Origin of the sequence: Vibrio sp. 10N.286.49.E11 (assembly GCF_041469505.1) — a bacterium.
GTDB lineage: Bacteria > Pseudomonadota > Gammaproteobacteria > Enterobacterales > Vibrionaceae > Vibrio > Vibrio crassostreae_C.
The window spans coordinates 24,522-41,203 of sequence record NZ_JBFRKQ010000057.1; the positions used below are offsets into that span (position 1 = coordinate 24,522).

Here is a 16,682-nt window from a genome sequence, read left to right on the forward strand (position 1 = left end):
TCGATTCCAGATAAATGTTTAGCGTAATTTAGGTGGAGTTAGACTATGATTCAAATTAATTGTTTTAATTATAACTATGAATGAAATGGGTTGATTAGCATGGCTGATTTTAATTGGAAAGGGGTCGACCTTAACTTGTTGATTGCACTGCAGGCTTTGTATAAAACGAATAGCGTGAGTAAGGCTGCTGAGCGTTGTTATGTCAGCCAATCTGCGATGAGCCATAGCTTACAAAGGCTACGAAAGTTGTTTGATGACCCTTTGTTTGAGCGTGTAGGTAGCAAGATGGAGGCGACCGACCGAGCCATTGAACTATCAAGTACCGTGGACGCGCTACTGAATACCATCCAGTCTGAAGTTCTGTTATCTAAACGTTTTGAGACCGAGAGTTTCAAAGGGAGCTGGAAAATAGGGTTGACGGATTACGCAGAGCAGATGTTTGGCCCAATGATATTCGATTTGATCAAAGAAGCTTCACCAAACTCTCAAGTCGCATTTTTTAATGTTAATCGAAGCAACTATCAGCAAGTATTTGAACAGGCAAAGCTGGATATCTCGATAGGTAGTTTTGGAGAGGTGCCTAAGCTGTTTGGTATTGATCAACTCTACACCGAGCAGCATGTTTGCTTACTTGATAGCTCAGTGCTTGGTGTTGAACTGCCGATGTCGCTAGAGACATTTGTGTCTGTCGAGCATGCATTAGTTTCCCCTAATGGTTCTCTAAAAACGGGCGTAGACATAAAATTAGCGGAACTCGGTTATACGAGAAAAGTGGCGATTGCATCGAGTAATTTTTTGACGGTAAAACGACTGATCAGTGGTAGGAAGTTGCTGTGTATTGTGCCTAAATTGGTCGCCCGAACTGACCCTAATGTGGAGAGCTCGCTGATCGCCGTTGCCCCGCCGATAGAGGTTCCTGATTTTGACATTCAACTTGTTTATCGCAAAGGAAAGCAACTCGATGATAAAAGTATCCATCTGAGAAAAACCATTAGTCAGGCTGTTAAAGAAGTAACGGGTCTAAGAGATTAACTTGTTATCCGATGTGATAAGGGGGGGACATATCTAGTTTATGGAGCTTTGATTGGTGGTGTCCGTCTTCGCAACCAGTAACCAATAGCGTGCCAAAGAGCCACGACTAATATCGCCCCTAAGTATCCGTCGATTGCATAGTGCCAAGCCAAGTGAACGGAGCCGATCTGGACAATAAAAGCATAACCCCACGCCAAATATCCCAGCTTTTTGTTCAACCTAAATGCTGTCATTGCCATTAACACTGCGATAGTGACATGCAAACTAGGCATCGCAGATATTCCCGTTCCTCGGCCTCTTATGCCAGTAACATAGCTATCCCAAAGCATATCCTGTGCGGATAGCATCCAAAGTGGGAATAGATTCGCTTGCTTTAACTGGAGGTCTTGCGCTTGTAGACGTTCCATTAACCTAAGATAGAGATCTTGTTCATAGAAGTGGTGAAAGTAGGCGGGTCCCGCAGACGACAACAGCGTCGCTATGACGTTACCTAGGAGAAACCAAGATATCAAAAAGGTCAGGATAAACTGATTACGAAGTTGGTCATCTTTTCGATAGATGATGAAAAAAAGTAACATTCCCCACATCAGAAAAAACCATAAGTTGTATAAGAAGTTCATCACCAAAGTTGAAGCTGCATTTGGCAGGAAGAAGTGTGTGAGTTCCCATGGAGATACGCCAAAGTGCAACCACTTATCTAAGTGGTAAAAAGCGAGGTCTAAAGTGTAAGGATTGAAGTGCGGGATGAGTGATTTGATAAACGTGTAACTCGAAAATGAGATGTTCAAAGCGAGCATTAACAAGACAAAGTAAATGGGTTTCGAGATAGGAAATAGCAGTGATTTCACTTTTTTGATGAATCGTATAGTCGGTTTTTTTTCTCTCTTAAACAGTAAATAACAGTAATAATACGTTGCCCAGATAATAAAAGTGACATAGCAAATGGTAATTAAGACATCGATATAACTATAGATGTCATACTTCATATTATTTGGGACAAATAGGTTGATGGTTAAGGTGAGCGGAGCAATGAATGCCACGTACCATAAAATCAGTTTGTTTCTTCTAAATTCATGGAGTAGGGAAGCTAGCAAGGTTGATTGTTCTTTTCGAGGCGCGGGCTTGGCGGTGGTCGTTTCTGAATCCATATAGCCCCTCCTCAAGATTTCCAATCATGATTAAAGGTTAGTTCATCTGAGCTGTTTTTCTACTCTGGGCTTGGTCTCTGCGACAAAAATAAATGAAATAATTCCTTCCATTTTTCACAACCCGACTATACTTAATTTACGACTCAAGGCAGTCGTAAAGAATAGGCTTTTTGATTTACCTAAGTAAAAAAATTGGTTATATCCTCATGATATAGCTTAAAAATCTACCAGGCTAAACGGACTTAGTTGGTCTTAAAAGCGCTAGCTCCCCCTAGCGCTTTTTTCTTTTGGTCGAGATAAATTTCGACGTATCAACAACAACCTAAAAAGAGAATCGAGTCCATTTCTTAGCTCGCCAGCGATAGGCCATGATGATTCCACGGAACCACTCGTCCATCGCGATTGCCATCCAAGCACCCAATACGCCATAACCCCAATGCACGCCAAGCAAATAGCTCATGGCAACCCCAATGCCCCACATGCTGAGAATGCCCATTTTGATCGGGAATTTAATGTCGCCAGCAGCCTTTAGACAAGAGATAAAGATAAGGTTAAATACTCGTCCAGCTTCAAGAATGATGGAACCTGCAATCAGTGCCGCCGTTAGCGCAATGATCTCTGGATCTTGCGTGAACAGATCGAGAATTTCGAAACGGAACACATACACCATGCAGGTGATCGCGGTTGACGCGATAAAGCCAACCACAAAGTAACGTTGCACGCGCTTGGTAATCTCGTCGATCCAACCCTTACCAATGTAATAGCCTGTTTGGATTTGGCTGCCTTGACCAATTGCCAGTGCAAACGCAAAAGAGAGGCGAGCGATGTTTTGTGCGTAAGTAAACGCAGCCAGTGAAGACGTACCCATCTGCACTACAAAGAAGGTAATGCTGATCTGAGCCATGTTATAAGAGAGCACTTCTCCAGCGTTCATCGAGCCGATCTTCATGATTTTTTGATAGATGGCTTTCGGCACAGATTTAAACTGCTTCACTGGTAGATAAATCCCTTTGCTTCTGACCACACCAATCAAGATCAACATTCCGATTACTTGGCTAATGACGGTCGCGGTCGCAACCCCTTGCACGCCGTATACAGGCAAACCAAAAGGTTGATATAAGGCACAGTAGTTACCGAATACGTTGATGACACCTGCAATCATATTGATCACCATCGGTGACTTTGAATAGCCATGACTGCGCAAAATAGTGGTGAGAACCACACCTATGGTTACATTGAAGGTGAGAGCACCACTGATGAACAGGTATTCTTGCGCGTACTGTTCGACTTGAGGTTCGAGTTGATAAAGCGGGATAAAATATTCAGCAACAAGAACGGCAATCACACTCAGTAGCACACCGGCAATAATGGCCAGAATGATACTTGCTACACCCACGTGAGCGCTCTCTTGAGTGCGGGAAGCACCATTGTATTGCGCGATTAGAATACCCGTACCACTGCTGACCATGGTCGAGACAATGATCAGGAAAAAGGATATCTGAGAAATAACACCAACGGCAGACACGGCTTTGTCCGAGTATCCCGATAACATGAATACATCACTGGTGTTGAGTGCGGTTCTTAAAAGAACTTCGATAAAAATTGGCCAGGTGAGCGCAACGATTCCCATACGTTTGTTTAGGGTGGAATCAGCATTAGGCATTTGGGTTTTCTCAAAAAAGGGGTAGGCGACGCTATAGTTTAGCTATTATTTAGTAAACGACTATCAAATTAATGTCCGGAAGGCTAATAAGGATAAATAAAATTCGAATAAGTCTTCAGAATTCAATATTTCAGTGAGGGTGATGAAATTTTTGAATGGGATTTCATAGCAAGAGCACTCTTTGCTTTTTGTGAGTAAAAGCTTGCCTGTGTTAGCTGAGTACAACGAACAGAGTAAAAGGATCATGGTAGGCCAAATGGTCTAAGTGCTTGTTTTTCGCTTACGTTACTTCAGATATAAAAAAGGCACTCAGCGAGAAACTGAGTGCCAAAGTCTGAAATTTATGAGGTTAGATTTTCATTGAATTTCAGAAGACAGGTATAGGTTTTTACTTACTCTGCGTCAGTAAAGAAATCGTTGTATAACATGTATAGGTGGGCAGCACTCCAAGAGAAGTTTGGAGCACCTTGTTGTTCACCGTTTAGCGGGTTGTAGTTCTCACGGATAGGACCGTCTTGTACCAAGCCATCGGCGTGGTCGAAGAATGCGCCTGCCATTTCAATCGCATCGTCACGGTAGCCGTAGCTATCCATGCCTTTTAGGCCGAAGTAGAATTGGTCTACCCAAACGCGTCCACGCCAGTAAATATCTGGGCCAAACGCTGGGCTAGAAAGCGCCGCTGTGCCTAGTGGAACGTAGGTATTGAACTCTTCTGTATCTTTCATTACAGAGACAACTGCATCAGCGTTAGCTTGAGTGGCAGCTGCATTGAACAGTGGTGACCAACCTTCAGGGCCTTTACCACGTTCTACAATCGGTTTACCTGCACAGCCGTTGGCTAGTGGTTTGTCTTCAATGCGAATGTCGTAGAAGAAGTTAGTGCCTTCGTCGAACATACAGGTGTTGATGTAGTTCGACAGATGCTCAGCCTTTTCTCGGAACTCTTTCGCTTCTGCGTCTTTACCAAGAATGTCAGCCATTTCTGCTAGGTACTTGTTGTCGCTGTACATGTAGCTTGCTTGGTCGACAGATTCTTGCAGTAGCGAGTAGCCTAGTAATGTGCCATCTTCAGCGCGGTTTTGAGCGAACTCAACATCCCAATCGCTGCGCTTGCCGCCGTTCGCCACATACGCGTCTAGCTGATCTTTATCGATGAAACCGAATGCGGCTGCATCGTCACGACCTGATTCCCAAGATGCGGCTGTTTGAGCTGGGCTTTCGATGTAATCGTAGTTACCTTCAGCCACAACTTTATCCAGTGCTGCTTGGCCTACGACGGTTTCATGTTTGTCGCCACGAACCACAGTGAAGTACATTTCACCTTCAGGTGTATTGTGTGCTTTGTCGCGTGCTGCGCCATATTCAGGTACACCGTTGCCGTTGTTGTCACGGTTGCGTAGCCACCAATCGTGGTAAGCCACGAGCTTTGGATACATCTCTTCGAGCCAAGCTTCATCGCTGGTGGTCTTGTAGACTTCCATTACTGCCCATGCCGCTAGGCTTGGTTTGGTATTACGTTCATTCCAGTTACCACCGTCGCCGCCACGTTCTGGGCTTAGGTTGTAAGCCAATAAATCGGGCACGTAGCCTTCATCCCAAGGGCGAACAGCGTCGTCGGCCTGAATTTGGTAAGCGAACATCGCACGGATGTTGTCTTTCGCTACGTCTGGGTTGAAGTGAGCCATTGCGTAGGCTTGTTTCCATGTGTCCCATGGCCAAGTTTGGTTACCTGAGAACCAACGAGCGGTCACTGATGGTGTCACTGAATCAAACTCCATCGCACCTGCTGCGCCACGCCAGTTACCGTTTAGGGTTTCCATCGCTTTTACCGCAACACGTTCTTGTTCTGGTGTCGCGTTCGGGTTGGTTAAGCCCATCTCTAGGTAGCCTTCCCAACGTTCTGCTGATGCCGCTAAGAAATCGGTAGGGTTTGCCATGATCTTTTTGATTTCTGGCTGTTCTGCTTGCGCTTCTTCTGCCGTTAGAACATGTGAGTATGTGGTGTATATAGTCGTCGATGCTTCAATGTTTGCCGTTGAAGTAAACGTTAGGCCATCAACCGTGGTTTGTGTTGGAATTGATTTGTGAACTTGGTACTCAGACTCACCTGAAGTCAGCAGATCCCACGTTGAACGCACCTTACCAAAGGTGACCTTCAGGCCATCGTCGGTCGCGACGATTTGACGGTCGTACTCAGGGTAAGTTTCAGCGATTGTTTTATCGGTTTGCGCCACGCCTTCTTTCGCGTGTGTCTTTTCGAGTAGTTCACCATCCCACACTAACTCAACCGGCGAGTCGGTTGTGATTTTGGTTTCTAGCAGAGAGGTACGGTTTGAAGCAAAACGCATCGTCATTTCTACCGTTACATCGTCAGATTTTAGTGTCTGAACTAATGCACCTGGCAGGCTGTAAGCTTCCATGGTGAATGCGACTTTTTTGCCATCTTTGAACACGCTTAGGCGGTCAAAGTTATCTGCCATGAAGTTAATGTATTCTTCAGTAAGCAGTGCCGTTCCTGGGAATCCGCCCATGCCTTCTGCTGTATCTGGCAACAAGTGACCGTGCCATGCGCCTAGATCGAAGAATGGGTTAAAGCGTTGATGGTCATCGAAGTCGTAGTCACGCATGTATTCAGGTGAACCAGTACGGTCGATAACGTTCTTAAATTCGTTTGCTTGCAGTTGCTCTGCATCAGAACTTGAGCTAGAGTTTGATGTACAGCCAGTAACAACAAGTGCTGCGCCAATAGCGAGAGCTGCGAATGATTTATTCAGTTTCATGATGAGTTCCTGTTATTACCAGTAGAAGTATTGCATTGCGAACACCTGAGCGTCGCCGATTTCAGTGTCGCTGCCTACGCCAAAGCGGCTATCGAAAGCAGTCGCAAACGCGCCGTTGCCGTATTCATACCAAACGCCAGCATTGATGTAAGAGGTGATTTCTTTGTCGCCATTGTCACCGTCAAAGTTTGCGTAGTTGTAGGCTGCAGATAGGTAAACGCCTTGTGCCGCTTCGTACCATGCACTGGTTTGAATACCAGACTCGCTACCGAAAGACTCTTGGTTGCCTTTATCTGTATCGTGCCAAACACGAGTGGCGAAGTTTTTGTACTCAGCACCCAATAGCAATAGTTCACCACCATCGTTGTTACGAACTTCACCACCACCCATTAGGGTTAAGTCGTCGGTCAGATCGTATTGAAGGTAACCATTGACCATGGCGTTCTTATCTTTCCATTGGTCTGCGAAGCTGTCGTATTTACCGAAGTGAACAAGAGCATCGTCTTCAGAGAAGTCAGACTCTGGCGCGAAAGAAACGCTGTAGCGAAGCTTGCCTTCTAGGTTTTGAATCTTCACACCAAGGTGCACGTCTCGCGTGTTTGAGATCGCGTAGCCGTATTCAACCGTAGGGTCACCCCACCATTGAACGTCATCTAATGAAGAGTCCATACGACCAATCATGAATTCTGTTTTGTTATCTGTGCGGTAGCCAGCGTAAAAGCGGTTGAAACCACCTTCAAAACCGCCCCAGCCGTGGCCCGTTGCCCAAGCATTGCCTTCGTCATCGGCTTGTACTGTCCAGCCCTCCATATAAGCAAGACCAAACCAATTACCGTGCTCGATAGCCAAGCCAGCTTCAATGTAAGTACCGTCTGCGTAGCGGCCTTTATCATCACCTTCGAGTGCCACGTGACCACCAAGGCCAAGCTCACCATAAAAGTTAAATAGGGTTTCAGTTTCTGTCTGAGGAGGCTGAGTATCACTGTGGTTTGCTGCGGACTCTTCCGCGTGGGCAGTGGTACTTAAGGCAGCAAGAATACAGCTTGTAATAAGAGTGTTTTTAGTAAAACTACTTTTCATTTTAATCACTTCTGTGTCGGGGTTATAAATGAAGGTTCGCAAGCAGTTCTGACTTCTAATATGGGGTGCTCTTCAAGGCGTATTGGTCAGGTTACTTACGATCGCAAAACCAATATTAATGATAATTTTGATGTTTAAAATTAATTAAGTTTAAAAGTGTGATCTATTTTTAGTAAATATTTACTTTGTTTTTATTTTGACTTTCAGTTGAATTTGCAGAGGTATGGCTAGGGTTGTAAGTATTCGGGAGGTGAATTGTTTGATGGGTGGTTAGATTGTTGGTTCGAATGTTTTGATTCTTGAATGGCTTTGATTTAATCGAGATGGTTAGTGGAAATGTACCGACAAATAAAAAGGCACTCACCAAATGTGAGTGCCTGAAGTTTAAGTCAGAGTGCCCGAAGTTTAAATCAGAGTGCAGGGTAAACTAAGCGTTCGCCGGTTCAGGTTTTGCTTCTAGTTTTTTCTCTTCTGGAGATAAGCTTTTTTCATATTTTCCGTACTTCCACCACGCGTAGCCAAGGAAGATAACAATCCCGCCCACGTTGTAGAAGATGATGGTCATGATGTCAGCACCTGTTGGGAAGGTTGACGCAAAGAAGCCAACAGTGAAAATGCCGATCAGAATCGAGACCACGGTAATGCCTGTCATACGTGAGCCCATTCTGAAATCACGAGGTAAGTGATCCAACTTCAAACGTAAATTAAGGTACGCGATCATGATGAATAGCGGTGGCAACATCGATGCTGCAGCTGTCATGTTGATAATGGTACTCATCAGATCTTGAACCGTATCGGACGCCAGTGTCGGAATGAACATCAGTGGAATCACAATCAAGAACTGAATCCAAGCCGCACGCTCTGGAACGCCTTGTTTGTTTAGAGCGACCGTTTTCTCACCGAAGATACCTTTAGGGATTTCAGAGAAGAAAATCTTAACCGGTGTTGCTGTCCACATCAGCAGAGAGCCCAGCATCGCCGTGAATGAAACCACACCAACGAAACGGTTCATCAAGATTTCAGACAGGCCAAAGTGTCTTGCTAGCCCTTCAAATACCTGAACTGAGCCGCCTGTGAATTTAAGCTCTTCACGCGAAACAAACACGTTTGCTAACACAGATCCTACCGAGTAAAGCGCACCGATGAAGATACCGGCAATGATGATGACTTTAACGAAAGACTTGTGACCGCCTTTGATGTCGTTAACGTAAACCGCGACCGATTCTGCACCGCCTGCCGCCATGAAGATCCAAGTGATTACGCCAAGGAATGCCCAGTTGAAGCTTGGTGTCATGGCTTCAATGGTGATTGGGTCAGCTGGCTCGATACCGCCTACCAAAGCACCGCCAGATAGCAAGATGTAAGACATCGTTAGCAGCAGCATCAGTGATGATGTTAGTGAGGTGATAGGGCCCAGTAATTTCGCACCGTTATTCGAGATATGAGTCGCGACCGCAAACAAAATAGTACTTAGAATTGCGGTGGTCATTGGCGTGAATATGTACTCAAAACCTAAGAACGCATACGACGCGTAAGCGATGATTCTAGGGAGCAGAGAGGTGAAGAAGAACAGGTTAACAAACCAGTAGGTGTAAGCTGAAATAAACGCCCAGCGGCCGCCTAGAGAGCTTTTAACCCAAGAGTAAACACCCGCTTCAGAGTCTTTATTCAGTGACACAAACTCTGCAACGATCAAACAAAATGGCACAAAGTAAAAGATGGTTGCTAGAAAGAACATCGGAGCCGAGGAAAGGCCGATCTCGATGTTGTTATTAATGATGTTATTGAAGCTGTATACCGCCGCGAAGGTCATAGACAGTAGGGCAAATTTGCCTATCGTACTGCGTTTATTTTCGGACATGATGTTCTCCGGTGAATCACGTTGATGATCGTTATAACTTGGTCCTAGAGAGGGAAGCTCTAGGCCGCACTTTTATTGTTATGTTGGTTTGGCAAACACCCGCTTTGTTTTGTCAGGGTTGGCTCATTGTTGTTTTTATAGATTTACGATCGGACTTCTTTGGGCTTTTTCTCTCTGGTGTTTCAGTAAAGTTATTACCAAAATAAAGAGTTAAAGATTAAGAAGTTCATTGAAGAGATTGCTTGTTTCATGAGCGACGATTTATAGGGCTTGTAGGGTTTTTTTGCCGCTTTTTTTATATGAATTAGTTTGTCTCTTCAGCAAGAAGATTAAAGATTAAGCGGCGGGAAGTTAATCGAAATTGATCAAATATGTGACCTTGAGTAAATAAATTTAGTTAATGTTTTACCTTGGTTTTTATTCGAGTTTTATTACCTATTAATTGGTGTTTTTCGTGAAGTGAAACCTTGACGGAATTCCGTTTTTATTTTTTGGTTTGTCTTTTTAATTGTCTGATTTAAAACAAAAAAAGCGCCTTGGTAGGCGCTTTTTTGTTGGGGATAATGCAGAGTGCTACGATTGCTTAGCTGTTTCTAGCTTTGCGTCTTTACCTGCCTGCTTTTTTTCAAAGCGAGAGATCCACCACCAAGCAAGACCAGAGAATACCGCTGTCATGAATACGTTGATAAAGAAGGCTTGAACTAGGTCAACACCTGTTGGGAATGCAGATGCCGTCATACTCACAACGAAGATGCCGATAAGTACAGAGACAACAGCCATACCTTGAACTCGAGTACCCATGCGGAAATCACGCGGTGTGTCGTCATGCTTCAAGCGGAATACAAAGTACGCCACCATGATGAAGATAGGCGGAAGCATTGCTGTACCAGCCGTTAGGTTGATTGCTGTGTTCATCATGTCTTGTACTGATTCAGAGCCGAAGCCGTTCACCACAAGCATCACGAATACAAACGCGAACTGCCACCAAGCTGCACGTACTGGCACGCCGTGTTCGTTAAGCTCTGTTGTCTTCTCGCCGTAAACACCTTTAGGAATTTCAGAAAAGTGAATTTTTACTGGGGCTGCTGTCCACATCATCATCGAACCGAACATAGCAACGAATAGGATAATACCGACAAAGCGACCCGTTAGAGATTGTGAAATGTCGAAGTAGTTCGCCATACCTGTGAAGATTTCAACCATGCCGCCAGCGTAGGTCAGTTCATCACGAGCAACGAATACGTTAACAAGTAGAGAGCCCACTGCGTACATTGCGCCGATTGCGATACCTGCACCAATGATAACCTTGATGAAAGACTTGTGACCGCCCTTAACATCGTTTAGGTAAGCGGCTGCGGTTTCTGCACCACCGGCTGCTTGGAAGATCCAACACATGATACCTAGCGTTGCCCAGTTGATGGTCGGAGTCATTGCTTCAAGCGTGATTGGTTCTACTGGTTCATGGTTGCCGCCCAATGCCATTAGGGCACCGATAACGTAGATTGCAAACAGAGCGAATACACCGTAGGCCACGATCTCGGCAATCTTACCTAGCCAACTCGCGCCTTTGGTTGAGATGTGTGTCGCTGCTGCAAACAGAGCAATCGAGATAGCCGATGTGACGACTGGCGAGAAGGCGTATTCATAGCCCAACATCGCGTAAGACGCATAAGCGATTACGTTTGGTAGCAGAGATACAAACCAGAAAAGGTTTACGAACCAGTATAGGAACGAACCTAGGTAGGCTGCTTTTGAGCCTAGCGGTTTTTTAAGCCAGTCGTACATGCCTGACTCAGAATTTTTATTTGCTGATACGAATTCAGCAATGATGAACACGAACGGAATGAAGTAAATAAGGGTCGCGAGCAAAAAGATAGGGGCTGAACTCAATCCCAATTCGATGTTGTTGTTTACAATGTTGCGAACGTTAAATACCGCTGCAAATGTCATGGAGAGTAGGGCAAATTTGCCTAACTTACCGCGTACAGATTCAGACATAGTGTCCTCCGAGGAATCACGTAATTATAGTCGTTATTTCTCAATGCTTCCTTGTAGGGAGGAAGCATTGAGGCTTTGTTCAGCATGTTGGAGCCTTGAACGGCAAGGCTCGATACATACTGTGAATAGATAGCGTTATTGTTTATTTATTGAGGAAGTAACCGTCTTCAATGGTCACTTTCAGTACCACTTTTCGAACTCGGTTATCACCGTGGAAACGGTAAGCCTGATTGTTGTCAAAGATCGCCACTTGGCCTTCAGCTAGCTCACGAGTTTCACCGTTCCCCATTAGGTGTTCGCGGTCGGTTTCATCGCTATAAGCTTGGATCTGCTCTAGCTCTGATTTCGCTGCGAATTCAACCGTTTCACGGCCTTCTAGGTAGTAGTGCACGTCGAAGTAACGACGATTACCCGTGAAGTTTTCTGTGTTACGAGCCACACCGTCTTCAATCATGTAAGCCAGTGAATCACCAATTGAATACATCACGCCATCTTTGATGTTTCCGATGTTTTCAATCGCTTCTACACAGCGTTGCCATTTACGACCATCGCGGTAGACGACTTTAAATTGTTCTAAGTTCTCTAAAACGATCATCGCTTATGCCTCGTTCAGTTGTGGTTGAGCTTTTGGTGCATTCACCGTAAAAAACTCATCGCCAAAGTTGTGATTGATTAGGTGTTGTGCGTCGCAATCGCCTGCTTGGAATGGAATCAGAGTTAAACCGTAGCGGAACTCGTCCATGTAAACGCGGTAAGAATCGAGCACTTCGCTGCCCCAAGAGTTAGAGCCTAAGCCCATCACTTGGTGATCTAGGTTTAACGTGATGTAACCGCTTTTCTCTAGCTCAATGGTGTGTTGTGCTTGGTGCAGGTTTTGGTTGGTGTAGAACCATGCGCTGAAGTTGATTTCTTGCTGTGGTTTTACTGCAATACCATTACCCGCGCGGCTTGAAAGCGCAGCCCAACGAACGTGTTGGCGGTTGCCGTTGTTCTGTGGGAACGGGTAGTTCTCGAACATGTCTGCAACGGTTGATTGGTACACATCAATCATGTTGGCTTGCTTGCTGTCTTGGTAGTTCTCTTCAGGGCCGCGTCCGTAATATTGGACTTGGTCGAAGTCGCCGTTGATGCCCATATCAAAACCAATCACAGGAATTACATGAGGGTACTCACCGTAACGTTCGGCGCTTAGCTCAACGTTCAATTGGCCTTCAGCATTAACTTGGTAGCGATATTCACAACGCATGCCGAAATCGAATACTGGTGGAGCAATGATGCTGGTGGTGGTGATCTCTACCTTGCCATTTACCTGTTCAACGTTAACGCATTCAAGGTCAATGCTACGGAAGTGCTCCTGCATAATTTGCAAGTGTGCAGGCTCCCAGTAACCATCGTGCTCTTGTTTATGGTTATCGATCATTGGCTTGAAGAAGTTGATTCGTGGTTCTGACTTAATCATCTCTTCGCCATTGACCAACCATGACGTCAGCTTGCCGTTCACTTTCGAGAAGTTCAGTGCGAAGTTGTGGCCTTTGATTAGGTAAGCTAAACGAGACTCTTCCACATTCAGTGCTGTCGCATTGTTGTTAGTGAAGGCTTCTAGCTGTGCTGTGTTCTCTTTCACTTGGAATTGATACACCGCGATGTCGTGGTTCGCTTCGCTGTAAGGCGTACGAGAATCCTTGCGCACGGTAAAGTTCACAAACACTTCGCGCTCATCAAGTTGTGGCAAGTTAAGTGTCAGTTCACGGCTCGAGTTTTCTGCCAGTTCTTCAATCTTGATGTGTTGCACAGCAATGGTTTCACCTTCAGCACGGATTTCCGCAGTGATGGTGTAGTCATCGATGTTTGAGAACCAAAGTTTGTTGTCTACCGTGAAGGTGCCCGTTTGTGCATCGAAATCGCGAAGCTTCACTGGGGCAATCACTTGCTTGTACTCTTTCAAGCCAGGGCCTGGCGTTTGGTCTGGGTAGATCAAACCGTCCATGCAGAAGTTGTAGTTGTTCGGGTAGTCACCGTAGTCACCGCCGTATTTGTAGAACTCTGTGCCTGCTTCATCACGCGCTAGAATGCCGTGGTCACACCATTCCCAAACATAGTGACCTTGAATTGCGTCATGCTTGTAGAACACGTTTTGGTATTCAGTTAAACCACCCGGGCCGTTACCCATTGCGTGTGCGTATTCGCAGATGATGCGTGGTTTTTCGTGTGGGAATTCACCGAAGGCATTCATCAGTTGAGCACGTGAGTACATGGTTGAAATGATGTCGACTACTTCAGCATCACGGTCTTCTTCATAATGAACCAGACGCGTGTCATCAATTGCTTTTGCTGCATCGTACATAGAGCGGATGTTGCAACCGTAACCAGACTCGTTACCTAGCGACCACATGATGATAGAAGGGTGGTTCTTCTGAGCGTGGATATGACGTTCGATACGTTCAACAAACACCGCTTCCCATGCGGCATCGTTAGTGATGCGGCTTAGGTCGCCAACGTTAGCAAAGCCGTGAGTTTCGACATCGGTTTCGCCCATAACGAATAGGCCATAAATATCACACAGTTCGTAGAAGCGTGGGTCGTTCGGGTAGTGCGCCGTGCGTACTGAGTTGATGTTGTGCTGCTTCATCAACACTAAGTCTTTCTCTACGCGATCCATGCCAACCGCACGACCTTTTAGGTGGTCGTTGTCGTGACGGTTTACACCGTGCAGCATCACGTATTTGTTGTTGATGTAGAACAGACCATCGCGAACTTTAATGTCGCGGAAACCAACGCGCTGTGGAATCACTTCCAACACCTTGCCGTCACCATCTTTCAGCGTAAGCAGCAGTTGGTATAGGTAAGGGTTCTCAGCGTTCCATTGGACAGGGTTAACCACATCAATAGAGAATTGAGTACTCGTATTGCCATCGACACTTAAGCTATCTACAGAGCCTTGCGAGATAACTTGGCTGCCATCGAGCAATGCGTACTCAAGGGTTGCGTTTGCCGCTGCTGCTAGGTTTTCTAGTTCCACTTTGCATAACAGGGTCGCGCTTTGGTAAGCGTCGTCGAAGTCAGTGCGAACGGTAACGTCTTGAACGTGCAGTTGTTCTTTACCTACTAGGTAAACGTCACGGAAGATACCGCCCGTCCACCACATGTCTTGGTCTTCAATGTAGGTAGAGTCGGCCCACTGCATCACTCGAATAGAAAGTAGGTTGTTGCCTGCTTTTACCTGGCTAGAGATATCGAACTCAGCGGTTAGGCGGCTGCCTTTGCTGAAGCCCACGTACTCGCCGTTTACGTAAACTTCGAAGTAAGTTTCAACGCCATCAAATTTGATGATGGTTTGTTTCTCGTCCCAGCTTTCGCCAAGGAAGAAAGAGCGTTGGTATGCGCCGGTTGGGTTGTCTGATGGTACGAAAGGCACATCAATTGGGAATGGGAAACCTTCATCTGTGTATTGAAGATCGCCGTGGCCTTCCATTTGCCACATGTTTGGAACCGTGATGTTTCCCCAGTCGCTCATTTCCTGAGAATAGAACTCTTCAGGAACCAATAGCGGATTGGTGAAATAGCTGAAATTCCATTGGCCACTCAATAGTTGGAAGTGGCTGCTCAGTTCACGCTGAAACGTGTTTGCATTTTTTTCTGATGCGTACGAGAAGAAGTATGCACGCGGTGCCATACGGTTCTCATGTAAGTTCAGGAAGTTTTCCCAGTTGTTCACGTTGCCTCTCTCTCGGTCTGAATGCAGTTTGCTGACCGACGTTCTTATGCGTAATTGGGTCGTAGTGAATACGAGTATTTTTGGATTGAGGTAATTATTAGTAAAAGTTTTACTAAATGAAAATGGTGAAAACGTTTTACTTTAACTTCATCACGTTTTTTATGGTCTTTTTACGGTGCTGTGTGATCCACTTAAAAGAATGCTATTGGCTGATTTATGTAGCAGATTAAAGAGGGGGATACGTGGAGATTGATGTATGTGACGGGCACAAAAAAGGCCACCTTCAACAAAGGTAGCCTTTATTTATCTACTTGATATATTTAATTATTTTGTTGTATCGCGCAGCTTGAGTTTGCTTGGTACATAGACACGTAGTGGGATGGTTCGGCCGTCGCGTACTTTCTCAATCAGCAGATTAACGCCTTGAATTCCCATCAATTCAGAGTGAATACGAACCGTTGATAAAGATGGGAAGGTAAATTTAGCTGTTGGGATGTCGTTTACACTGATCAGCGCAATATCTTCAGGGATGTTTAATCCGTGCTCATGAACGGCTCGTAAAACGCCAATTGCGATGGAATCTGACGCAATAAACATGGCTTTAGGGTAGTCGCCCGTCGCGAGCATCTGTTTTGCAAGCTTGTAACCTGATGAGCTAGAGAAGTCACCACGGTAGATGTCTTGCTCACTGACAACGTTCTTGAGGCCACCATATTCAGCAAAAGCGACTTCACGAATATCAGGGGTATTGACGTCGTCTTGGCCACCAATAAAGCCGATGCGCTCATAGCCTTGGTTGATAAAGAAGTTGGTGATCTCTTTGCTGATCAAAGCCAGGTCGATATCGACAGAGTCATAAGGTTCTGAGTGATCGGTAAAATCGACATAACAGATATTATCGCTCAGCTTTTTAGCTTGCTCGATAACCTCTGGTGTCATTCTACCCACCAACAAAACACCTGTGATTGGTGCTGAATTGATCTGTATTTTACTTTCATAACAGTTGGTTAGCTTAACTTCCATCTTTTCACATTGGGTTTCAATCCCGTGGCGAATCGATAGATAGTAAGGGTCGTTAACTTCCGCTTCTTGCTTGTAGTTATACAGTGCTAGGAAGTGATGGTTTTGTTTTTTACTGCTAACGGTTTTTCGTGAGCTGCTGGTTTTGTATTCCAACTTCTCTGCAATTTCAAAGATACGCCTTTTGGTCTCTTCCTTGACGCTTAATGTTGGATCTTCATTGAGAACCCTTGAAACTGTAGCCAATGAAACATGTGCTTCAGTCGCGATATCTTTTAACGTTGCCATACTCACTTCCTGTTATTGGAACATTGCGCTGCTTTGAAATTGGTATTTAGTAAAAAAGCAATGCACCTCTTTATTCTACAGACCTATTGTAATCAAA

10 protein-coding genes are annotated in these 16,682 nt (G+C 45.2%); 1 reads left to right on the forward strand and 9 read right to left on the reverse strand.

Annotation, left to right across the window (positions count from 1 at the left end; all coding sequences use genetic code 11):
- Window positions 1-99 precede the first annotated feature (99 nt).
- Window positions 100-1,032 carry a LysR family transcriptional regulator gene (locus AB4167_RS13785; RefSeq protein WP_017063315.1) on the forward strand — a complete coding sequence of 311 codons (933 nt, stop codon included), beginning with the start codon at window positions 100-102 and terminating at the stop codon, window positions 1,030-1,032.
- Between the two features lie 38 nt (window positions 1,033-1,070).
- Here AB4167_RS13785 and AB4167_RS13790 read toward each other — a convergent pair whose 3' ends face one another.
- The 9 genes from AB4167_RS13790 to ebgR form a co-directional block, all read right to left on the reverse strand.
- Window positions 1,071-2,180, reverse strand: a complete 1,110-nt coding sequence (locus AB4167_RS13790) for a phosphatase PAP2 family protein (RefSeq protein ID WP_017063316.1) — start codon at window positions 2,178-2,180, stop codon at window positions 1,071-1,073.
- A 322-nt stretch (window positions 2,181-2,502) separates the two neighbouring features.
- Window positions 2,503-3,843 carry an MATE family efflux transporter gene (locus AB4167_RS13795; RefSeq protein WP_017060807.1) on the reverse strand — a complete coding sequence of 447 codons (1,341 nt, stop codon included), beginning with the start codon at window positions 3,841-3,843 and terminating at the stop codon, window positions 2,503-2,505.
- A gap of 392 nt (window positions 3,844-4,235) precedes the next feature.
- Window positions 4,236-6,623, reverse strand: a complete 2,388-nt coding sequence (gene ygjK / locus AB4167_RS13800) for an alpha-glucosidase (RefSeq protein WP_372136670.1) — start codon at window positions 6,621-6,623, stop codon at window positions 4,236-4,238.
- A 15-nt stretch (window positions 6,624-6,638) separates the two neighbouring features.
- A complete protein-coding gene (ygjJ, locus tag AB4167_RS13805; protein WP_004734431.1) occupies window positions 6,639-7,703 on the reverse strand; it encodes a protein YgjJ in 1,065 nt (354 codons plus the stop codon).
- Between the two features lie 427 nt (window positions 7,704-8,130).
- On the reverse strand, window positions 8,131-9,564 hold the full coding sequence (locus AB4167_RS13810) for an amino acid permease (protein WP_017069519.1): 1,434 nt from the start codon (window positions 9,562-9,564) through the stop codon (window positions 8,131-8,133).
- Window positions 9,565-10,137: 573 nt separating this feature from the next.
- Window positions 10,138-11,562 carry an amino acid permease gene (locus AB4167_RS13815; protein ID WP_048605567.1) on the reverse strand — a complete coding sequence of 475 codons (1,425 nt, stop codon included), beginning with the start codon at window positions 11,560-11,562 and terminating at the stop codon, window positions 10,138-10,140.
- 142 nt (window positions 11,563-11,704) lie between these two features.
- Complete coding sequence (locus AB4167_RS13820) at window positions 11,705-12,157, reverse strand: beta-galactosidase subunit beta (protein ID WP_017066026.1); 453 nt, start codon at window positions 12,155-12,157, stop codon at window positions 11,705-11,707.
- Between the two features lie 3 nt (window positions 12,158-12,160).
- Window positions 12,161-15,277, reverse strand: a complete 3,117-nt coding sequence (gene ebgA / locus AB4167_RS13825) for a beta-galactosidase subunit alpha (protein ID WP_136981659.1) — start codon at window positions 15,275-15,277, stop codon at window positions 12,161-12,163.
- Between the two features lie 324 nt (window positions 15,278-15,601).
- A complete protein-coding gene (gene ebgR, locus AB4167_RS13830) occupies window positions 15,602-16,585 on the reverse strand; it encodes a transcriptional regulator EbgR (RefSeq protein ID WP_102393207.1) in 984 nt (327 codons plus the stop codon).
- Window positions 16,586-16,682: the final 97 nt, after the last annotated feature.